Genomic DNA, 20,522 nt, shown 5'->3' with positions numbered 1-20,522 from the left:
GGCGAGGACGATTCCTGTGCAGCGAGTTCGGATGATCTGAAGCATATTGATGACAGTTTCCGTATATGTTCTGGTTGACAGTGGAGGCACACCGTGTAGACAAGCGCACGTTGTGTGTCACCGAGACGAGAAGGTCGCGCCAGCGGCTCGGTCGTGCATCACATTCGCGTAACGACGCTCCAGCAGCTTGCGCACGCGGGCCTGCTTGCGCAGCGACTTCGGCAGCGCGTCCGGGCCTGCCACTTCGCAGTGCACCTTGCCCACCATCATCAACACGTCCTGCTGACGCTTGACCTGCAGCGGGCAACGCATCAGGGTAGGACCGTCGACGACGAAGAGTTCGCTTTCCTTTTGCTCCATTTCTGCAACGAAGCCGCCCTGGCTGTCGATCAACGGCATCGCGCCATTGAGAATTACGCTGTCCGACAGCGGCATCCCGCTCTTCGAGAAAGCCTGCCCGACATAGGTGTAGCTGACTTTCGCATCGACGTTGCGCAGCGCAAGTTGCCCGGGCACCATGAACAGTGTGCGCTTGCCGAGCCCCTCGGTAACGCTCGTCGTACCAGGAGCCGCGTGCGCACCTGCGTCGCTCACTTCGGCGGTCACCGGCCTGAAGGCAGACACCGGAAGCAGCGCACGTTGCCCAAAGCCCACTTTGATTCGCGTACCCGAATCGCTGCTGACCTCGGCCGCCATGACACTCGCATCGTCGCGCTTTCCTACTCGCACGGCGAAGCCCGCGAGCGGATCCGACTGTGACGCGGAAGCGCCGAGAAAAACGCCCTGTCGCGCCACGGCGAACGACGACGAATAGCTTGCCGTTACAGACGGATTGTTGCCGCCGCTATCGCGGCTGTAGCTGTTCGCAACCGTCCCGGCGACGTCACCGTAGCGCCCCTTCCAGCGCCCCTGTATCGCGCCGGTCAGGCTGTCGATGCCGTCGCCCGACAGACCGAGCGCGAGCTCCCGGTAGCTATCACCCTGCCAGTTCCAGTTTCGATCGAGCGTGTAACGAGTTTTCGTGCTGTCGCGATTCGAGCGAACGTCAACGCCCGCCGATGTGTAGGCGGACGCGCGCCGCGTCTGCAACGCGGGCTCAGCCATCGAAAGCGTCACGCCAACGTAGCCACCATAATCGCTGCGCGCGACTGCGTTGCGATTCGCGTATATGCCAATCCGCAGGTTCGCGCTGATCTTGCGCCATGTCATCGATCGCGAAAGCGCTACCTGAAACGCGCGGGACACCTGGTTGCCTTGATGGGCAATGGGCGTCGCCCATGGTCGCTCCGACGCGTTAGCTAGTTGGAAAGGTGACCGCCCGACGCTCTTGTTGTAGGTGTAACCCAGCATCGCCGACCAGTTTCTGAGCGGAAACGACACGTTCGCGTTCAGCATGTCGTAGCAACCGATGTCACGATATGACGCTGCCGAGCCGCTGCACGCCGCTCCGCGCATTTGGTAGCGATATACGCTCCACGACAAGCCATTGACGAACGAAATCTGTTGCGTGTTGCCGCGCGAGCCGTCGTTCCCGACAAAGATCGAACCGCCGGCGGATAGGACCCCCTGCGGAAATGCATGGCGCCACTCAAGTGCCGTTTCGTTGTACACATGTCGGCCGATGCTCGCAATGCCGCTTGTCAGCGCCATTGCGCGCGAAAGCGGAATGCGCACGCCAGCAGCTGTTGCCATGCTGTCCGACGCATTTCGGGCGGACGTGCGGCCAGCCTGCGCAAACCATTGCCGCGTGCGCGAATTGACACCACCGCCCGTCTTTGTGAGTGGCGTCGTCTGCGTGCGCGTCTGCACGCCATTTTCGAACACGCGCAGCGTCAGTGGATACGTACCTTCCGGAAAGCGCGACGTATCGAGCGCGTTGACGCCGGCTTTCATGTAGACCGTGCCGAGCAGTTCTTGCCCACGGTACGCATCGATGCGCGAGTCGCGCGGCAGCAGCAGAGTTACAGGCGTGCCTTGCTGAGCAATTTCCGGCTTCACATAGGCCAGCGTTGTTCCGACACGCACGCCGTCCAGCGTGCCAACCGGCAGCATCGTGAAGCCGAAGTTGCCACCTAGCGCGCTCGCGAGGTTGCGATTGTCCATGCGGCCGGCCTGCGCGTAATGCTCGGTGCCGAGATCGTGACGGTAATAGAGATCCCGGAGCAGGAATTCGCTGTTCGATCCGCGCGAGTAGTCCGCATGGGTAAAGCCCCAGTTTCCACCGACGAAGCTTTTCGGCGTAAGGCCCAGCGCACCCGTGCCCGACAAGGACAGGCTTTTGTAGTCGCGACCGCCCGAAAAATTGATCGTCTGCTGATGGATCAGCGCGTTTTCTGTCATCGGCGACGGTTCACGAAAGCGCTGATCGCGCTCCTGCGTGCTCACCCAGTCACGCGATAGGAACAGCTCGATGTTCCCGTCGCTTTCGTCATAGATCACCGCCGCGCTGTCCGTGTCGACATACCCGCAGCCGTTCACGCCCGCCTGTCCGGCGCAAGCGAGGTTGCCGTTGCGCGACATCATTGTCGACAGCGCGTCGCCGATCAGCGACATGTCTGCTGCCGGATCAATCTGCGGACCGAGCGCGTGCAGCAGGGGCGCGGGATCCTCGAATCGAACGGCGTCCGGCGTCACGAACACGCGAAACAATCCAAGCGACTTGCCTAGAAAATTGACGTTGATACGTTCGTCGTGCCCCGTCATGATGTCCTCGAAGCCCGGCGGCACAGTCGAAGCGGGGTAGGCAGAGGACGCGAGGCCCATCATGCTTAGCGCGCCCAGGCATGCGACAACGGTTTTCTTGAGGTCAACTGGAATCATGCGGGCACAGGAACTTATGGCAAAGGACTACAAAAAGGGCGCGCCGCTAAGACGCGCCCATCGATAGATAGGGCGCGGTACTTAGGCGCGCCCGTCTTTCCTGCGAAGAGGCTTAGTCCCCGCCACCTTCCCCGCCACCTGTTGCTGCTGCGCTCTGCGTGAGGACGAGGCTGACGAGACCCTGATAGCTGCCGGTCAGGAGTACCCCGGGAGTCGACTGAGCGATCGACAGCGGCAGGACGATCGAGCCATCTTTCACGTCACCGAGGAAGATTTCCGCAGCCTGCAGCGTCTTCACTGTCGTGGCCAGCGTCTCGTCACCCAACTTAACCGTCAGCGGGGCGGCATCCGCGCTAGGGTTCGTCTGGTTCGTCAGGGACGGCGAACTCGCGAGGCGAACCTCCACATTCTTCGCCTTGTCGTTCGTGAAGATCTTCGTGCTCACTACAGCTGGCTGGAGACCGACGCCCGGCAGATATTGCATCTGCATGGTTGTCGGCAGTGCAGAGCCGTCCGCCGACAGCAGTTCAAGTGTGGCGTCGACGTTAGCAGTGACGGTGATGTTTTTTTCAACAGCATGAGTCGACATGGCCATCAGGGCCGCGGCAGCGATCGGAACGAATTTCAACATTGGTTAGTCCTTATGGTTGGTTGATAAATTGGTGGGACCCGTTTGGGTTTCGTTGTTAGCGCTCAGCGCGTCTATCGCGTCGGTGGAAACCGTACGTACAACCTTCTGCTGTACACCTGACATTCCCTCGACTCGATATCGGATTCGCACATAAGGTGCGGAATTCAGTCCGTCCATCCTGAACTGCTGGTCTGGATAGACGCTGCGTTCAAATTTCGTCCACTGGCATGAAGAGTCTTCTGTGTCGGTCTGGCACGCACCGGCGTCAATAAGGCCGATCCGAACATTGCCGGTGTTGGTCAGAAGTCCGTTCGACACCTCGAAATCGGGAACGGGCGTCTTGGGCAGTACACGAACGAGCGGTGCCCACGAGATGGTGAAGTTGACTTTGCCGGACACCTCATCGTTCACTGCGGAATGGTCTTCAGAGAGCGAGGCCACCGGTTCCATGTAGACGCGATACAGCGCCTCCTTCTGAGGCACGCCCAGCGAAATCACCCGCACGAGCCGCGTGCCGCCAGCCGGCAATGCGAACTTCGCTGGCGAGATCACGACCGCGTCGTCGCCGGAGCTCATGCTGGTCTCCTCGCGCTCGTGATCTGTTGCCGGGTCGATTACGCGCTTCGCAATCACCTTCACGTATTGCGTCGATTCGGATTTCGAATAGACGCGCAGCTCTGCGGCTGGCCCACTGCCAGCTCCGATGGAGGTCCCCATTGGATAGACCATCATGTTTGCGCTGGCGATCGGGGAAGCAAGTGACGTTGTGATCGTGGCGATTAATGCCGCTGCAATACGGTATTTATCTTCAAATATGATCTGCATAACTCCTTAATAAAAATCCAGAATCGTTCATGCATTCATAGGTCAAACTGAATGTGGCGTTTACCTAGATGGCATATACGACTCAGTAAGTGGGCCAGCCATTACGATGCAATGCTTGTTGCGATGTAATATTTAGGTTGGATTTTTACTAAGAGAGAGAATCAGGTCTATAAGAATTGGACTAAAAATCCCGAAAATCGTGCGATTTGCTCAGTTGGCGTGCTGGCGAAGAGCTGCAGTCACCTGCTAGCCAGGCAACTTCTCATGTGGGAGCCAAAGTAGTACATGATTGGGGGAAACTTGGCCGTGACGGGCCGCAACTGCAGCCAAGCATAGTTGGCTGAAGGGCAGTGAAATCTGGCTGCTGCTAGGGTGGATGTGCACAACCCGGCGATGCTTCCAGATTGTTCAATCCACGGCTCCATGGTGCTCTTTAGCTCACGCAGCGGTAGTTCAACGTGCTTTGACGGTGATATTCGTTTTGCTTAATGGCAAGTCCTGCCATTTACCCAATTTCTCAAGAGTGTCGAAATATTTCGGGACGACTTAATTGAAAGTCGACTGATGCCATATTAAAGACCTCTTGTCGACGCCAAAAAATTGCTTGAATTCTCAAAGGCTGGATTCTGAGGTATTTGCATTACCATGCTTATATTAAGTTGCCTTACGCAGGGTGACTTCAATTGCTCAGATCAAGCAGATCGGCTACCCATACTGGAAGATTGACGTCGATATCCAAGGTGGTGTCAAGCGGTAGTCTGCTCAGTCTGGTGCTTGCCTTGGCCAAAGGTTAATACGCATGGTTTGGAGTTGCAATTGACCAGAATTTTTCAACTCCGATAACGGAGCATCGGGCACTTTGGTGAGGCGTGGCTCATCACATGAGCCTTTTGTTCTGCTACTTTTCACGTCTCCGTCGACTTCGGCACGGGACGATTTTTCATGCGCAACGTCTCGCAGATGCAACTGCATAACGCGTGGTGGCGTGCTCTACAGCGAGCGCCAAGCACCTCAAGGCTGCCGGGCTGTTCACTTGAAAAGTGAGTGATGTGCGAGTCAGCGACCAATATCCTTGACCGCTGCGCAGTCGTCTGCTTTATTCAGGGGTAATGCCTGCCGCCTTGATGACCTGCCCCCACTTGGTGGTTTCGGCGGCTTGGAATTGTGCCAACTCCGAGGCTGAGGTGGTCCAGGCTTCGGAGCCAGACATATTGAAGAAGGACTTGGCCGCAGCACTGTTCACGGCTTTGGTCAGCAATTGGTTGAGTCTGCCCGCCACAGGTGCTGATGTATTGGCGGGTGTGTAAGCGGCAAACCAGTAGCCCATGTCATAGCCTTTGACACCAGCTTCCGAGATGGTCGGAACATCAGGCAACTGTGCACTGCGCTTCTGGGTGGAATATCCCAATGGGCGCAACTTACCCGCCTTTATCTGAGGAACGCCCGTCGAGACGTCTGTAATCATCAGGTTTATTTGCCCTCCGAGAAGGTCCGTGAGAGCAAGCGGATTGCTCTTGTAGGGAACGTGAAGGATATCGACGCCAGCGAGCTGCTTGAGCATTTCGCCTGCGACTCTGCTTGAAGAGCTGCCGCTGCCAAAACTCAGCTTGCTGGGATTGGCTTTGGCGTAGCTCAGCAGCTCGCCCACGGAGTGATATGGCGAAGTCGCAGGGACGACCAGAACCTGCCCACCTTTGCCCAGACCTGTGATGGGGGTGAAATCCTTGACAGGGTCATAGGAGAGCCTTTTGTACAAATGTTCATTGGCCGCATGCGTCGTATTGGTCGTGATGAGCACGGTGTAGCCATCAGGCGCGGCCTTGGCCACCGCTTGAGCTGCAATCATGCCACTGGCACCGCCTTTGTTTTCCACCACGACCGGCTGCTTGGTTTGCTCGGTAACGGCTTGTCCCAAGGCGCGCGCAAGCTGGTCTGTGGCGCTGCCGGCGGCAAACGGAACGATAAAGGTAATGGGCTTGTTTGGATATTCGCCCTGTGCAAAGGCCAAGGGGCTGATTGCCAGGCTTGCACCGCATGCAAGAACAGTGCGTCGTGTCAGAAATTTCATGGTTTGTCTCCTAGTGGTTGTTGTAGAAATTCAGGGTGTCGGACCGGCCAGCAGTGACTCGAGATGGCATGGAACCACGACAGGCATTTCAAGCACCCTGAAGCACAGCGTTTTTCCATGGCTATCCAGATTCAGCGAGTCATTGACCCCCCCATCCAGCACGTTGTCGAGCACCAGATTCATGGCGTGGAGCCTGGGTAGCAGGTATCGCCGGACATAGCTTGGCTTGCGGTCTGCAAACAGACGAATCACGGCTTGTTCGGTGACTTGCTCGCACACCACTTCCCACAACTGCGGATGCCATGCAATGACGCTGATGTTGGAGCGGTTGCCTTTGTCACCCGTGCGTCCATGCGCAACTCGGTAAAGGGGAACGGTAAGGCTTGAGTTCATGGCTTACTCCTGATGCGACTTGGTCCAGTGGAAGCCAGTCGTAATCTGTTGCTGAGGTACCAGGCACGACACCATTCCCAGACGCTGGCGCATATGGGTGCGAACGCCCCCTCCCCCCGCCGGGCCGCAGCAATACAAGGCATTTATCTCGCGCGGCAGACGCGCAGCGACTGCATGGTCGGCATGCTGCCAGGCCATGCGAAGCCGAACATCCCGGGATTCGCCGACAATGCTTGCTTCAGTCAGCCAGTCGCTGGTGTCGTTTCCCCAGACGCTGGTTACGCCGATCAGGTCTGTTCTAAGGGGCGCAATATTCGTCAAGCGCCTGGATATGGTCTGGGCGGCCAAACGCGCACGTTCAACGGCTCTTGGACCTGCGTAGGAGATCTCTCCCTCGGCAAACCACCCTGACTCGAAGCAGACATTGACTTTGAGCATCTCCGGTCTCGGGTGGCCGATGACACCTTCCAGGCGAACCCGGTCAGGTCCGACCGAAATCACTTCTGCCTGGGTAATGTCGGCAACAACGTCTGGCGTGAGGTAGCAGGCAGGGTCATGGATTTCGTAGAGCAACTGCTCCTTGACCGTGGCTGCCGTGATGCACCCCCCGGTCAGAGATGGCTTGAAGATGGTGCTGTTGCCCGCGCTGTCGATTTCGGCAATGGGATACCCCAGGCGGTCCATGTCCGGTACATCTTTGTACCCGGGGTCTGCGAAATAGCCGCCAGAGACCTGGGTTCCGCATTCCAGCAGATGCCCGGTCATCGTGGCTCGGGCCAGGCGATTCCAGTCATCCCAGGCCCAGCCGAAGTGGGCCATGGCAGGTCCCACCACCAGTGAGGGGTCGGAGACGCGGCCGCACACCACAATGTCCGCGCCTGCCAGCAGGGCCTCGGCAATGGGGCGTGCACCTATATAGGCATTGGCGCTCACCAGTTGCTGTTCTGGCATGTCCAAGCCCAGGGCTTTTTCGAGCAGCTGGTAATGCGCGGGGCCGCTGAGGTCATCTCCATGAACCACCGCTATTTGGGGTAGGCGCGTTCCGAGCTCCTTGGCCAATACAGCGATGGCTCGCGCTGCACCTTGTGGGTTGGCCGCGCCAAAGTTACTGACGATTCGAATGCCATGCGCGAGGCAGTCGGCGAGCACGGGCCGGAGAAACTCCACCATGAGAGGCTCATAGCCTGCATCGGGATCCTGACGACGAGCAAGCTGTGCCAGTGCCAGAGTGCGCTCAGCAAGCGTTTCAAAGATCAGAAAGGCAGGTTTGCTTTGTCGAATCAGCTCCTGCACGACGGGTTGCGCCGCATCAATTCGATCGCCGGAAAAGCCTGCCGCACATCCGATGAGCAATGACGTCGTTTCGTTTTGCACTCTTGTCATGAAACCTCCTGTTGCCCACTATAGGAAAACCGCTATAAGCTGTGAAATCGATAATTGAGATTAATTAATCTGCATTTCAAATGAATCTATCGTCGCGCGATGTGCAGGCATTCCTTGTACTGGCCAAGCAAAAGAACTTCACCCAGGCCGCCAGCATGTGCCACCTGTCACAACCGGCTTTCAGCGCACTCATCCGCTCCCTGGAGCAAACGGTAGGTCTCAAACTTTTCGACCGCAGCACAAGACACGTGGTGCTTACCCGTGAAGGAGAACGATTCCTGCAGTCTGCGGAGCGCCTCGCCACAGAATTCGCTGCCTGCGAAAGAGCGATGCGTGATACAGCACAACTGGCCCACGGGCACGTATCAATTGCATTGCTGCCATCCCTTGCCGCAGGCTGGCTTCCTGAGGTGCTGAAGGTGTACACGGCCCGCCATCCGGGAGTTCAGCTGAGTGTGTTGGACGTGCTGTCCGAGCCATGCATTGCTGCCGTGGCCAATGGAGAGGCGGATTTTGCACTGGCCGCCATACGCGTGGATACACCCGACCTGAAGGCTGAGCCGTTTTGCAGTGACGGCTTCTATATGGTGTGCCCTAGCGACCATCCACTGGCGGTCAAGGACGCGCTGTCGCTGGAGGATCTGACGCCCTGGCCATTCATCCACCTGGCACGCCACAGCAGCGTTCGTCAGTATCTGGAGGCCGCTTTTTTTCCTCGAACGATGCAGACTTTCGTTGAAGTTGAGCAATTGGCCACCGTGATGGGGCTGGTGCAAGCCGGACTAGGCATCACCGTAGCTCCTGCGCTGAGCCTGTTTCACTTCGACAAGCCGGGGCTGGTGGCGCGGCACCTGCTGCTGCCAGGTATGGACCGGCAGATCTACATGGTCCGGAAGCGAGAGCGCAGCCTTTCATTGGTGGCTGAAGCGCTCTATCAATTGATGCAGGACATGCGTCCTGCAAACGCCTGAACCCCATGCCTGCGAAATCCAGGCCGCAAATGCTCGGCGATCAGCCACGCTGCGAATGCAGCCAAGCATGAGGGATCAGCTCCTCCGAAACCCAGGAGACTATGGCCACGCCTGCAACTGCGAAGTGCGCGAAAACACGGCATGCATGGCCAGCTGTCGTCAGCCTGCCACTGTCCAGGTTTGCGCATCTACACGCTGTCCTCTCTTGGTCTTAAGCTCAGCTGCTTACGGGTCAGCCCATTGAAGCCACTTGCGTCCTTGCATCATGCAGAGATATCTCGCATCTGTGCTTGCAGAGAACGCAAGTCGGTCATGCAGTGCAGCTGGCCTTGCTCAGCATCACTTTCTAAAGCCGCGGAGACATACATGAAGTTCAGAACCAGCCGCAAGCGCACTGCCGCCAACCTCAATTTCCCTGGCCGTCTCACCGACGGCGTGCTGCGCAAGCTGCTAGTTGCTGGGTTTGCGCTGGCAGCGTTGGCCAACGTCACGCTTGCGCAGGAGTCAAAGCGAGATGCCTTCTTCTGGCTGGGCCAGATCAACAAGGCTTCGGCAGTCATCAATACCGACGAAGGCCTGCTGGACAAAGCCATGGCGCCCAAAATTGCACGAGGTCTACAGAGTGTGCTGGCGGCAGGCGATGCCCCCAACGGAAAACGACCGGGTCTGGTGATCACATTCGAGCCCCTGCTCATCGAAGCTGCCGGCGTGGAAGCCACCTTGCTGCATGCCGGGCGCTCAAGTCAGGACATGCTGGCCACCGTGCGCTCCGCCATACAGCGCGACGACATGCTGCGTCTGGCCAGGCAGCTGGCTCAGACCCGTGCTCATCTTCTGCGGCTGGCCGAGACTTATGCCGCCACAGTCGTTCCGAACTATACCAACGGGGTTGCGGCCCAGCCCAACAGTTACGGGCACTATCTTCTGGGGCATCTCGCGGGCTTTGACCGTGATGCCCAGCGTCTTCACGAGGCTTTTGCACGCATCGACCAGTCGGCAATGGGCACTACGGTTCTCAACGGCACCAGCTGGCCGCTGAATCGGGAGCGCATGGCCAAGTACCTTGGCTACCCGGTCACCGTGAATAACGCCTACGATGCCGCGCAAATCCTGGCTGCGGAAATGCCGGTGGAGGTTGGCGCAGTTGCTTCGAGCATTGCCCTGCATGTCGGAGCTTTTGTCGAGGACGTGATGGTGCAGTATGCACAGCCCAGACCCTGGATTCTGCTGCGGGAAGGCGGAGGCAACACCTATGTCTCCAGCGCCATGCCTCAGAAGCACAATCCTGGATTGCTCAACGACACCCGCGCCAATGCCTCGCGGGTCTTGACCCTGGGTGTGGGGCGCCTTATCAGCCAGCACAATATTCCGCCGGGAATGAGCGACAACAAGTCTTCCCATGACTCTTCGGCGCTCGTTGGTGCCACGATTTCCACTCTTCAGGGGTTTGACAAGGTGCTAGGCGGCCTGGTCATCAATCCCGAGCGCGCGCTGGAGGAGCTCAATCTCGACTGGACGGCATCCCAGGAAGTGGCCGATGTACTGATGCGCAAGTACAAATTGCCGTTCCGCGTTGGCCACCACTTTGCGTCGGAGGTCGTGAGCTTTGCCAAGGAGCGCAATATCACCCCACGCGACTTCCCATACGCCGATGCTCAGCGCATCTATGCAGCGACGCTGAAACACGAGATGCCCATCGAGAACGGCAGCCTGCCAATGTCAGAGAGCGAGTTCCGGGCAGCGCTGGACCCTGTGGCCATCGTGAAGAATCGTGTGACTGCTGGCGGCCCCCAGCCTGCGGAGATGGCCCGCATGATTGCGCGCTCCAGGCAAATGCTTGCCCAGGAGGAGCAGTGGACGGCCGAGCGAAGCAAACGCATCGAGACGGCCATCAAGGATCTTGATCGCGACTTCATACGCCTGACGGCTCACTGAATAGGAAAGCAAGAAAAGAGGCCAAAACCTCTTTTCAAATGCATTGGTGGCCGGGCTGGCATTTTTCCGGCTGGCGGTGCCGCAAGCCTTGAAGCACCCTCGCCGTCAGCGCTTGTTTCCTTGCTGGGTGTATTGCGCGTACAGCTCGTCAGCCATTTGTCGCAGTGCACGACCTAGGACCGCGTACTCATACTCGTTGAGATTGGCCAAGGAGGCGCGTCCTGATGGACGGTCCGAGCTGAAGCTGCGCCCCGGCAGGAGCACGATCCCTGTTTCGTCGGCAATCCGGAACAACATGTCGCCGGTCGAGGACTGCTTGACCGCCCATTTGAAGAACGCTTCGCCATAAAGCTTCGACGTCATGTCCTGCAGGTCAATCAAGGTGTAGTAATCGACCGCATTTTCATCTCTTTGCGAAGGTGTTCCCAACTCGCGATACAGCGTTGCTTCACGACGTCGTATCAGTTGCTTGAGCGTGTGCTTTTACTGGTCGCTCTCGTCCATGAGCGCAAACAGCGAGAACAAGGTCATCTGGAGCTACTGCGGCGTGGACAGACCGGCCGTGTGATTCAAGGCAACAGCGCGGCTGTCGGCAACCAGGCGATCTATGAATTTCAATGAACGCACATCGGGCAGAAGCGAACGATAGCGATGATCGAGCGCTGTTATCTCCGACTCAGGCAGCTTGCCCAATGCCAAGTCGAAGATGTTTTCCTTATGGGCGGCCACGACACCCAGACGCCAGCCAGTGGCACCAAAGTATTTGGAGAATGAATAGACCAACAACGCGAAAAGTGCGGCCTCCGGTGATTGGTGAAAGATGCATTTGAGTAAGTCCACGATCGCCTCTACTTCCGGATAAAAGGATCAAGCAACGGAAGGCCCGTCCAGGCCCACAAAAAGCAGAAGGCCTGGAAATGCGTGAACTCAGGAGAAAGCGGTTTGCTACCAGGAAGCGTGGATCGAGATCGCCTATCTCAAAACTGATGCCATGTCCATTGGCGGGATAGGTTCTTGTCTTCTTTTCTTGCCATCCGCTATTAAAGACAAAAGCGTACCGAAATATAGAACGTTGCCGATTATTCTTTTCAAAATACTCATTGCTCTTCAGTTACGGCTTGGCATTGACCGCCAATATTGACAAGCCACCGGCATCAACCGGCGGTGAAGCATGCGGTGCCGAGACTGAGCTGGATCGCAGCCTGGGCGCCGGATAACGGTTAGCGCAAGGTTCGCCTGTTTATGGAGCGACGGGTTGCCGCCAGATTGCTTCGACGCGCCAGAGGTTGGGCCACATTTGGATCCGCAGCATTGGCTGCAGCCGCCAGTCTTTGTTGTGCCTCCAGCAGGCTCTTGAGATCGGCTGCACGCTCCTGCGCCAATGCAGCCGTGTTCTGGGCGGTCTGCAACTGGGCATGCAGATTCAGGATCTCCTGCTCAGATTGTTCAAAGCGAGTCTGCAACTCCTGATAGCGGGACTCTGCCTTGCGCTCCTGGTCCTGCAGGCTTTTTCGCGCTGCAGTGAGTTCCTGCCGCGCACGATCGACCTCGTTGAGCATATGGCGCTCGTTGCCTGCGTACTGCTCAGCCATGCGCTGGCGCTCGGCGGCGGCCGACTGAATTTCCTCGCTGTGCTTTTGCTGCTGCAACTCACGCTGGCGTACGGCATTGCTCAGCTCATCACGTAGTTCTTCCAGGCGCTGATCACGTTCCTGTAGCGTCTGCTGCATTTCGTCAAGACGCCGAGCCAAGTCTTGGGCGTGATTTTGAGCTGCCTGCAGGGCTTGATTCAGCGCATCTTTTTGCGCTTCCATGGTGGCCTGGCGCTGCGCGAGTTGCTCCTGTTGAGCCACAAATGCCTGCTCTGCAGCTTTCAAAGCCTGTTCGCGAATATCCAAAGCCTTGCTGGCAGCGGCTTTCGCCTCTTCCTGCGCCGTATTCCAGAGCTCTTCGGCCAGACGCTGCACAGGGTCCGGCACCGATTGCAACACGGACGGGTCCTGCTCTCCGGCCACGCCCAGACGACGGCCCAGCGTTGCAAACCAGGTCTCCAACATGGGGCTGACCGTATTGGGAGAGCCTCGCCCGATCTGCTGACGCACCCGTTCTATGGTCGGACGCAGCCCCTGGGCAATCAAAGCATCCGCTGCAGCCCAGACATCGGACTCCTGAACACCTCTGGACGTAGTTTTGCTTGTATTCATATCCATTTTTCAAATAACTAACGATAAGTGATTGTTATCGTGATCTATATTCTATTTGTGTAATACACAATACATCTTATGTATTAAATATTACGTATGAAATTTTCATACAGATGACAACATACATTACCGCGTTTTCAGCATCTGAATTTGTGGATAGAGGGCGTTTTCCATTGAGCGAGAGAAATTTCTTTGATTTGTCTACATACTCGGCGCCGTGTCGCTGGTGCAACTGCTTGCGTCGCTCGTGCGTCTCACTTTCGGCATGCCCTGCCAGGTCTGTTAGCCGCTCCTGGAACTTGCCGCTCAAAGCCGCTCGGCTTCTACAGACTTCTTGACTACCGCCAATCGACAGCGGTTGGCAGATGAAGTCAGGGAGAAAATAGCGCCATGGATTCAAGCAAGCCCTCGCCCTTCCCCGCTCCCGTGACTTTTGATGCCAACCGCCTGCAGATACAGGATGCGCCTGAGTCCGCTCTTGCCCCCAAAGCGCATGAAGCCATCAAGGAGCTCATGCAGGAAGGCGAATCCAGCAATACGCGCAGCAGCTATCAGAGCGCCATGCGTTACTGGGCAGCCTGGCATCTGCTGCGCCTTGGCCAGCCCATGCAACTGCCGCTGCAGGTTTCCACGGTGCTGCAATTCATCATCGACCATGCCCAGAGGCAGACCGGTGCGGGCTTGACCCATGAAATGCCGCCCGAAATCGATGAAGCCCTGGTTGCAGCCGGCCACAAGGGCAAAAAAGGAGCGCCTTCACACAGCACGCTGGTGCATCGCATGGCCGTGATGTCCAAGGCGCATCAGGTGCATGCCATGCCCAATCCCTGTCAGGACGGGGCAGTCAGGGAGCTGATGTCGCGCACGCGCAAGGCCTATGCAAGGCGCGGCGAGTTGCCGCAGAAAAAAGAGGCGCTGACGCGCGATGTGCTGGAGGAGTTGTTGGCCAGCTGCGACGACAGCTTGCGCGGCCTGCGCGACCGGGCGCTGCTGCTTTTTGCCTGGGCCAGTGGCGGGCGTCGCCGCTCCGAAGTGGCTGGCGCCGATATGCGTTTCCTGCGCACCGTGGCTAATGGGGAATTCATCTACACCCTGAGCCATAGCAAGACCAACCAGAGCGGCACCGATGCCCCCGAGAATCACAAGCCCGTTACCGGCCGTGCAGCCATTGCCTTGAGAGTATGGCTGGATGCTGCACGGATCACCGAAGGTCCTATCTTCAGGCGAATCCGCAAAGGAGGCCATGTGGCAGAGCCACTGACTCCAGCTGCGGTGCGCAACATCGTCAAAAAACGCTGTGCGCTGGCTGGGGTGGAAGGAGACTTTTCGGCACACTCACTACGCTCGGGATTTGTGACCGAGGCCGGCAGACGCAATCTGCCGCTGGCTGACACCATGGCATTGACCGGGCACCATAGTGTGAACACCGTACTCGGTTACTTCCGTGCCGACTCGGCACTCAACAATCAGGCCGCGCGCATGCTGGACGAGGACTGATGCAAGGGCTGCTCAGACGCAAGCCCCATCAGTTGCAGTGCAGTTTGATGAACGGCGGATTGTGCATCTGCCAGTTGCAGTGGCAAGTCAAAGTGATTGGTCGCCGGCGCCTCCACCCATTGCCCCGATAGGCAACGCGCCTGCCAGGCAGCCAGATATTCGCGCGACTGGCGCTTGAATTCATGGCTTTCAAACTCGCCACAACTCACGCGCAGCTGGCACTGACCATGCGTACTCGCATCGGGCAGAAGAAAGCGCGGGCTGTTGCGTATGGCTGCAGCATCGTCCAGCTGCATCCAGTCGTTGATATGGGTTGTCAGCAGCGGCTGCAAGTCGAACAGACCGCTCAAGGTCAATACTGATCGAGGTACGGCCTGCACTGGCAGGTCATAGTCTTGCTGCCACCCCCTAGCCAGCAGCATGGCTGCCAAATGTCCACCGGCTGAGCTGCCGCAGACACAGATATTGCAGGCATCACCGCCGTAGATGGCGATATTGCGCACCACCCAGGCATAGGCCTGGCGCATCTGCTCGACGATATGGTCAAGCGTGAAGGACGGAGCCAGATCGTAGTCAGGCACCACGACGATGGCACCTTGTTGCGTCAGTGCGGGAGCCATGAAAGCCGAATCATCTTTGCTCAAGGCCTTCCAGTAGCCGCCATGGATGAAGATGAAAACAGGCGCAGCCTGTGCTTTCGCTGCCCGAGTTGCGGGCAGATAGATATCCAGAACATCCGTAGCCCTGGGGCTGTAGCGCTGGTTGCGAACTGCGCCAGGCAATGCAAACGCGGCTTGGCTTTCCTGCGTGTAGCGCGTCATATATGCCAACGGATCCTGCACGCTGGCGCGGGCGTTGTATTGGCGGTCGTAGTAAGCGCTCGTGAGGACGGTCGAGATGGGAGGCATTTTTCTTCGCTACTTTGGGCTTCGGGCGGCGATCACTCGCAGCGAGCAGCATAAGCCACGTTGGTAGCTCTCTAGAGCCCCGAAAGCGTCAACAGCACGAGCCTGCATCCTCCAATTAGACCTATGCACCTGTCATTTAGACACATTAAATTACATTCATGTAACTGAAATCAGAGCGTTGGAGCAGGCGTTGAGAAAAGCAAAAGCGGGGGCTGGCTGTGCAACCATGATGTGGGGGCTCTGCGCCCAGGCCGGCGGCCTTGATAGAACAGGCCAGGATCTCGGACCTCTATTTGAGAACGGCCGCTATCTTTCCGTAGAGACCTATACGGTTCGGCCCCGGATCCAGGGCCTGGATGCCCTGGGCAAGTCCACCGGACAGGTGGCTGACGATTACACCCAATGGGGCTTTGCATACAAGCAGGATGTGAATCCACGCACCTCGTTGCTGCTGATGTTGAGCAAGCCCTTTGGCCTTGACATCGCTTACAGCCCGCTGCAATCGCCTCTTTTTGGCGGCACGCAGGCCCGCGTGAGCAGCCATGAGCTCATGGGAGCGCTACGTTACCGTTGGGATGAGCACTGGGCCGTGCATGGCGGTCTGCGCCTGCAACGCACCGAAGGACATGTCGCCCTGGGGGGCATGGTATTTGGAGCGCTCAATGGGTACCGGGTGGATTTCAGACCCAGTACCGAGCCAGGCTACTTGCTGGGCATGAGCTATGAGCGCCCGGATATGGCTTTGCGCGTCGCTGCAACCTATTACTCGGCGATCAAGCACAAGATCGCGACCCGTGAAAACCTATGGCCGGGCGAAACAAGGACGGCATCGACAGCTCCGCAGAGCTTCAACCTCGATATTCAGACAGGCATCACGCCAGGTACCCTGCTCTTTGGACAGGTCCGCTGGACCAACTGGTCGCAATTCCGGCTACACCCGCAGACCTTGGCAGCGATACTCCCAGGCCGCAGCCTGGCGGACATGGAGGACACCACCACCTACACGCTGGGTCTTGGGCAGAGGCTGGCGGCGAACTGGTCCGGCTTTGTCGCCGTGGCTTATGACAAGCGCAGCGACAAGGCCGCGCTGTCGCCATTGCGCCCCACCGATGGCCGCCTTGGCTACACGGTGGGGGTGAGCTATCAGCAAGGGCAGTTCAAGCTCACGCCCTGGCTGAGCTACCAGCGTCTGGGCTCGGTAGATATCTCCAGCGGCGGCACGACCCTGGCGGCTTTCGATGCCGAGTCCGCCACGGCGTTCGGGATCAGGCTCGGCTATCAGTTCTAAGAGCAATCGCAGCTTTCACGCTGCTGCACTCTGACTGTCGGCGCCCGAAGCACTCAGCCCAGCGCCGCAATCACGTCGGCCGGAGCCTGCACCAGCTCGATCAGCACGCCTTCGCCGGCGATCGGAAACTCGTCATTGCTCTTGGGGTGCAGAAAAGTGATGTCATAGCCTGCAGCTCCCTTGCGGATACCGCCGGGCGCAAATCGCACGCCATTGGCCGTCAGCCATTCCACGGCCTTGGGCAGGTCGTCGATCCACAGGCCGATGTGGTTCAGCGGCGTGGCGTGCACGGCAGGCTTTTTCTCGATGTCCATGGGTTGCATGATGTCCACTTCCACCTTCATCGCGCCCCGGCCCATGGCCAGGATGTCCTCGTCCACGTTTTCGCGCTCGCTCTGGAAGGTGCCGGTCTGCTCCAGACCCAGCATGTCCACCCACAGCTTTTTCATGCGCTGTTTGTCGGTGCCACCGATGGCGACTTGCTGAATCCCCAGAACCTTGAAAGGACGATTGCTCATGAATGACTCCTTGATTGATAGCTTAAAGCGCAATACTGGTAAGCGCTATAGCCGGTTTTTATTGAATTATCAGACCTCGCCCAGCAACCAGCTGCTGGCCATGGCAAAGTATTCGCGCAGCCAGGCATTGAAACGCGTGGCCAGAGGGGTCGGAGCCGCCACCGGATAGACCTGAGGCAGATCCTGCCGCTTCGCAATGTCCATGGCGCGCATCAGATGAAAGTCGCTGCTGACCATGGCCATGGGTGCATCCGCGGCCACGCCGCGCTCGGCCAGCAAGGGCCGGCTGAGCTTGAGATTCAGCTCGGTGCTGGTGCTGAGCTTTTCCAGTACCAGCCGCTGCGCCGCGATGCCGTGACGCAGCTGCAGATAGCGAGCCATGACCTCGGCCTCCGACTCTTTTTCACCCCAATCCACACCGCCGCAAACGGCGATCAAGGCCTGGGGCTGCAGCTTGGCCAGTTGCGCCGCCTGATCCAGTCGCGCAGCCAGAACCGGCCTTGGATGGCCGTCGAGCGTGCCGCTGCCCAGCACCACGATGGATTGCACGGGCGGCACTTGCTGCGGCGCAAGGCCCAGGCCGGACAGGCGGCTCCAGAACCAGAAAAGGCTGATCAGCCACAGCGCCAAGCCGGCCCAGGCCAGTGACCAGAGCCTTGCATGCAGGCGCCTGGCTTCACGCCAGTACTGCACGGCCCGCCATTTCCAGCTCAGCCCCAAGGCCGCAGCGCCCAAGCCGGCGGGCAACACCACCCCCACATTGAAGTGCCCCATGCACATCAGCACCAGAGCATCGACAAGCAGCAGCGTCCCCAACAGAGCCAGCAGCGCTCGCGCCAATCTGGCAGGGCGGGAAATCGTTGTATCTGCTTTCAATGTCATAGCTACTAGCTGAGTCTGGATAAAGGATAGAGCCGATCTTATTGAAAATTGGAAAGCCCGCAGAGCCAAAGCCGTGCGGGCCTTTGCTTCGGGGCCTTGTGCTCAGACCATATCGGCTCTGAACAGAGGCCCCGAAAAGCTCTCATCACTCGAATTCCAGAATGATGTCGTCCACCGCCAGCGAGTCGCCCTTGGCGGCACTGATCTTGCTGACCACACCATCCTGCGCTGCGAACAGGATGTTCTCCATCTTCATGGCTTCGATGACGGCCAGCTTCTCCCCGGCCTGCACCTTCTGGCCGGGCTGCACTGCCACGTCGACCAGCAGGCCAGGCATGGGCGAAAGCAGGAACTTGGACAGATCTGGCGGGGCCTTGTAAGGCATGAGCTTGTGCATCTCGGCGCCCTTGGGCGAGAGCACCAGCACATCGGCTTGCGTGCCGTTGTGGATGACGCGCAGTGCCAGCGGGTTCTTGCCGTTGCCGCGTTCGATCTGGCAGGTGAAAGCCTTGCCGTTGCACACGCCACGCACCACCAGGTCGCGAATATCGGCATTGCTGCGGAAGTCGTAGGCCTTCTCGCCGATCACCACCTTGCAAACGCGCGCCTGGGCATCGAAGTCGGTTACTTCGCCGGTCACGTACTTGTTCTGGCCTTCAGCCCCCAGAACCACAGCGGTGTACTTCTCACCCACCTGCACCTGATGGCCCTGCATCTGGCCGGTAATGGTCGATGCTCGCGCACGATAGCGGCGATTGCGGAACAGGGCCAGAGCCACCAGGAAGTCGGGATCATCGTGGGGCACGTCCTCGGCATGGAAGCCGTCGGCATAGTGCTGGGCGATAAAGCCGGTGTTGAACTTGCCCGAAACAAAGTCCGGGTGCGCCAGCAGGGCCGCCTGGAACGGGATGTTGGAGCTGATGCCGCGGATGGCAAAACCGTTGAGCGCTTCGCGGGCCTTGGCGATGGCGTCGTTGCGATCCTTGCCGTGCACGATGAGCTTGGCGATCATCGAGTCGTAGTACATGGGGATTTCACCGCCGTCGTAGACGCCGGTATCCACACGCACGCCGTTCAGATGCTCGGTGTCGGACTGCCACATGGTCTGCTCGGGCGGCGCAAAGCGAACCAGGCGGCCAGTTGAAGGCAGGAAATTGCGGAATGGGTCTTCGGCGTTGATACGGCACTCGATGGCCCAACCGTCGCGTTTCACATCGGTCTGGGCAAAGGACAGTCTTTCGCCGGCAGCCACACGAATCATCTGCTCGACCAGATCGAGTCCGGTGATGCATTCGGTCACCGGGTGCTCGACCTGCAGACGGGTATTCATCTCCAGGAAATAGAAGTCCTGGTCCTTGCCGACCACGAACTCCACGGTGCCAGCGCTCTGGTACTTGACGGCCTTGGCCAGGGCCACGGCCTGCTCGCCCATGGCCTTGCGGGTGGCGTCGCTGATGAAGGGCGAAGGCGCTTCCTCGATCACCTTCTGGTGGCGGCGCTGTATCGAGCATTCGCGCTCATTCAGATAAACCACATTGCCGTGGCTGTCGCCCAGAATCTGGATTTCGATATGGCGGGGCTCCTGGACGAACTTCTCGATGAAGATGCGGTCGTCGCCAAAGCTGTTGCGCGCTTCGTTCTGGCACGAGGCAAAACCTTCAAAGGCCTCCTTGTCGTTGAATGCCACGCGCAGACCCTTGCCGCCACCACCGGCCGAGGCCTTGATCATCACGGGGTAGCCAATGCCCTTGGCGATTTCCACGGCCTGCTCGGGGCCGGCGATGGCGTCGTTGTAGCCGGGGATGGTGTTGACCTGGGCTTCGCCTGCCAGCTTCTTGGACGCGATCTTGTCGCCCATGGCCGCAATGGAATGCGACTTGGGGCCGATAAAGGCAATGCCCTCTTCTTCGCAGCGCCTGGCAAAGCCCTCGTTCTCAGAGAGAAAACCGTAGCCGGGGTGCACCGCCTGTGCGCCTGTCTGCTTGCAGGCTTCAATGATTTTCTCGCCCAGCAGATAGGACTCGCGGCTGGGCGCAGGACCGAGGCGCACGGCCTCGTCGGCCAGCTTGACATGGCGCGCGTCCTTGTCGGCGTCGGAATAGACCGCCACAGTCTGGATGCCCATCTTGCGGGCGGTGGCGATGACTCGGCAGGCGATCTCGCCACGGTTTGCGATCAGAATCTTGGTAAACATGGATA

Annotated in this window: 15 protein-coding genes and 1 pseudogene; 4 read left to right on the top strand and 12 right to left on the bottom strand. The window is 58.6% G+C overall.

All coding sequences use genetic code 11. The features are described from left to right. Window positions 1–117 precede the first annotated feature (117 nt). The 6 genes from AC1RTQ_RS09330 to AC1RTQ_RS09305 all read right to left on the bottom strand — a co-directional run bounded on the left by AC1RTQ_RS09330 (window position 118) and on the right by AC1RTQ_RS09305 (window position 8,120). Window positions 118–2,820, bottom strand: coding sequence for a TcfC E-set like domain-containing protein (locus AC1RTQ_RS09330; RefSeq protein WP_492875160.1), 2,703 nt, complete (start codon window positions 2,818–2,820; stop codon window positions 118–120). A 112-nt stretch (window positions 2,821–2,932) separates the two neighbouring features. Beyond that, window positions 2,933–3,451: a cable pilus major pilin CblA gene (gene cblA / locus AC1RTQ_RS09325; protein WP_492875158.1), complete on the bottom strand. Its 519-nt coding sequence runs from the start codon at window positions 3,449–3,451 to the stop codon at window positions 2,933–2,935. 3 nt (window positions 3,452–3,454) lie between these two features. Next, complete coding sequence (locus AC1RTQ_RS09320; protein WP_492875156.1) at window positions 3,455–4,276, bottom strand: fimbrial protein; 822 nt, start codon at window positions 4,274–4,276, stop codon at window positions 3,455–3,457. Between the two features lie 1,096 nt (window positions 4,277–5,372). Next, the gene (locus AC1RTQ_RS09315) at window positions 5,373–6,344 is read right to left on the bottom strand and encodes a Bug family tripartite tricarboxylate transporter substrate binding protein (RefSeq protein ID WP_492875154.1); all 972 of its coding nucleotides are present in this window, start codon (window positions 6,342–6,344) and stop codon (window positions 5,373–5,375) included. A 30-nt stretch (window positions 6,345–6,374) separates the two neighbouring features. Then, on the bottom strand, window positions 6,375–6,737 hold the full coding sequence (locus AC1RTQ_RS09310; protein ID WP_492875152.1) for an AtuA-related protein: 363 nt from the start codon (window positions 6,735–6,737) through the stop codon (window positions 6,375–6,377). Between the two features lie 3 nt (window positions 6,738–6,740). Beyond that, window positions 6,741–8,120: an acyclic terpene utilization AtuA family protein gene (locus AC1RTQ_RS09305; protein ID WP_492875150.1), complete on the bottom strand. Its 1,380-nt coding sequence runs from the start codon at window positions 8,118–8,120 to the stop codon at window positions 6,741–6,743. A gap of 80 nt (window positions 8,121–8,200) precedes the next feature. Here AC1RTQ_RS09305 and AC1RTQ_RS09300 point away from each other — a divergent pair, with 80 nt between their 5' ends. Further along, window positions 8,201–9,091, top strand: coding sequence for a LysR family transcriptional regulator (locus AC1RTQ_RS09300; protein ID WP_492875148.1), 891 nt, complete (start codon window positions 8,201–8,203; stop codon window positions 9,089–9,091). A 366-nt stretch (window positions 9,092–9,457) separates the two neighbouring features. Continuing rightward, the gene (locus tag AC1RTQ_RS09295) at window positions 9,458–11,026 is read left to right on the top strand and encodes an argininosuccinate lyase (protein WP_492875146.1); all 1,569 of its coding nucleotides are present in this window, start codon (window positions 9,458–9,460) and stop codon (window positions 11,024–11,026) included. A gap of 105 nt (window positions 11,027–11,131) precedes the next feature. On the opposite strand, the pseudogene AC1RTQ_RS09290 reads toward AC1RTQ_RS09295, so the two are convergent. Then, a pseudogene (locus AC1RTQ_RS09290) lies at window positions 11,132–11,812 on the bottom strand (aminotransferase class I/II-fold pyridoxal phosphate-dependent enzyme); the annotation flags it as partial. A 434-nt stretch (window positions 11,813–12,246) separates the two neighbouring features. Then, complete coding sequence (locus AC1RTQ_RS09285; protein ID WP_492875144.1) at window positions 12,247–13,230, bottom strand: DNA-binding protein; 984 nt, start codon at window positions 13,228–13,230, stop codon at window positions 12,247–12,249. Window positions 13,231–13,620: 390 nt separating this feature from the next. On the opposite strand from AC1RTQ_RS09285, the gene AC1RTQ_RS09280 reads away from it, so the two are divergent. Next, window positions 13,621–14,727: a site-specific integrase gene (locus tag AC1RTQ_RS09280; RefSeq protein WP_492875142.1), complete on the top strand. Its 1,107-nt coding sequence runs from the start codon at window positions 13,621–13,623 to the stop codon at window positions 14,725–14,727. Here the strand turns inward: AC1RTQ_RS09280 and AC1RTQ_RS09275 are convergent. Continuing rightward, window positions 14,697–15,635, bottom strand: coding sequence for an alpha/beta hydrolase (locus AC1RTQ_RS09275; RefSeq protein WP_492875140.1), 939 nt, complete (start codon window positions 15,633–15,635; stop codon window positions 14,697–14,699). The two genes, AC1RTQ_RS09280 and AC1RTQ_RS09275, sit on opposite strands and share 31 nt — an antisense overlap. A 190-nt stretch (window positions 15,636–15,825) precedes the next feature. Here AC1RTQ_RS09275 and AC1RTQ_RS09270 point away from each other — a divergent pair, with 190 nt between their 5' ends. Beyond that, window positions 15,826–16,923 carry an outer membrane protein transport protein gene (locus tag AC1RTQ_RS09270; protein WP_492875138.1) on the top strand — a complete coding sequence of 366 codons (1,098 nt, stop codon included), beginning with the start codon at window positions 15,826–15,828 and terminating at the stop codon, window positions 16,921–16,923. Window positions 16,924–16,976: 53 nt separating this feature from the next. On the opposite strand, the gene AC1RTQ_RS09265 is transcribed toward AC1RTQ_RS09270, so the two are convergent. The 3 genes from AC1RTQ_RS09265 to AC1RTQ_RS09255 all read right to left on the bottom strand — a co-directional run bounded on the left by AC1RTQ_RS09265 (window position 16,977) and on the right by AC1RTQ_RS09255 (window position 20,517). Continuing rightward, complete coding sequence (locus AC1RTQ_RS09265) at window positions 16,977–17,441, bottom strand: VOC family protein (protein ID WP_003054918.1); 465 nt, start codon at window positions 17,439–17,441, stop codon at window positions 16,977–16,979. A gap of 69 nt (window positions 17,442–17,510) precedes the next feature. After that, window positions 17,511–18,323 (bottom strand): YdcF family protein, encoded by an 813-nt coding sequence (locus AC1RTQ_RS09260; protein ID WP_492875136.1) that lies wholly within the window; start codon window positions 18,321–18,323, stop codon window positions 17,511–17,513. 145 nt (window positions 18,324–18,468) lie between these two features. After that, window positions 18,469–20,517 carry an acetyl-CoA carboxylase biotin carboxylase subunit gene (locus AC1RTQ_RS09255; RefSeq protein ID WP_492875134.1) on the bottom strand — a complete coding sequence of 683 codons (2,049 nt, stop codon included), beginning with the start codon at window positions 20,515–20,517 and terminating at the stop codon, window positions 18,469–18,471. Window positions 20,518–20,522: the final 5 nt, after the last annotated feature.

The organism is Comamonas sp. GW821-FHT11H03 (assembly GCF_058807955.1).
The sequence above is the reverse complement of the archived record's forward strand: the minus strand, read 5'-3'. Positions and strand labels throughout refer to the sequence as shown.

Excerpts from the sequence above, each read along its gene's own strand:
- AC1RTQ_RS09330 (WP_492875160.1), bottom strand. The coding sequence starts at position 2,820 with ATGATTCCAGTTGACCTCAAGAAAACCGTTGTCGCATGCCTGGGCGCG.
- cblA (WP_492875158.1), bottom strand. The coding sequence starts at position 3,451 with ATGTTGAAATTCGTTCCGATCGCTGCCGCGGCCCTGATGGCCATGTCG.
- AC1RTQ_RS09320 (WP_492875156.1), bottom strand. The coding sequence starts at position 4,276 with ATGCAGATCATATTTGAAGATAAATACCGTATTGCAGCGGCATTAATC.
- AC1RTQ_RS09315 (WP_492875154.1), bottom strand. The coding sequence starts at position 6,344 with ATGAAATTTCTGACACGACGCACTGTTCTTGCATGCGGTGCAAGCCTG.
- AC1RTQ_RS09310 (WP_492875152.1), bottom strand. The coding sequence starts at position 6,737 with ATGAACTCAAGCCTTACCGTTCCCCTTTACCGAGTTGCGCATGGACGC.
- AC1RTQ_RS09305 (WP_492875150.1), bottom strand. The coding sequence starts at position 8,120 with ATGACAAGAGTGCAAAACGAAACGACGTCATTGCTCATCGGATGTGCG.
- AC1RTQ_RS09300 (WP_492875148.1), top strand. The coding sequence starts at position 8,201 with ATGAATCTATCGTCGCGCGATGTGCAGGCATTCCTTGTACTGGCCAAG.
- AC1RTQ_RS09295 (WP_492875146.1), top strand. The coding sequence starts at position 9,458 with ATGAAGTTCAGAACCAGCCGCAAGCGCACTGCCGCCAACCTCAATTTC.
- AC1RTQ_RS09285 (WP_492875144.1), bottom strand. The coding sequence starts at position 13,230 with ATGAATACAAGCAAAACTACGTCCAGAGGTGTTCAGGAGTCCGATGTC.
- AC1RTQ_RS09280 (WP_492875142.1), top strand. The coding sequence starts at position 13,621 with ATGGATTCAAGCAAGCCCTCGCCCTTCCCCGCTCCCGTGACTTTTGAT.
- AC1RTQ_RS09275 (WP_492875140.1), bottom strand. The coding sequence starts at position 15,635 with ATGCCTCCCATCTCGACCGTCCTCACGAGCGCTTACTACGACCGCCAA.
- AC1RTQ_RS09265 (WP_003054918.1), bottom strand. The coding sequence starts at position 17,441 with ATGAGCAATCGTCCTTTCAAGGTTCTGGGGATTCAGCAAGTCGCCATC.
- AC1RTQ_RS09260 (WP_492875136.1), bottom strand. The coding sequence starts at position 18,323 with ATGACATTGAAAGCAGATACAACGATTTCCCGCCCTGCCAGATTGGCG.
- AC1RTQ_RS09255 (WP_492875134.1), bottom strand. The coding sequence starts at position 20,517 with ATGTTTACCAAGATTCTGATCGCAAACCGTGGCGAGATCGCCTGCCGA.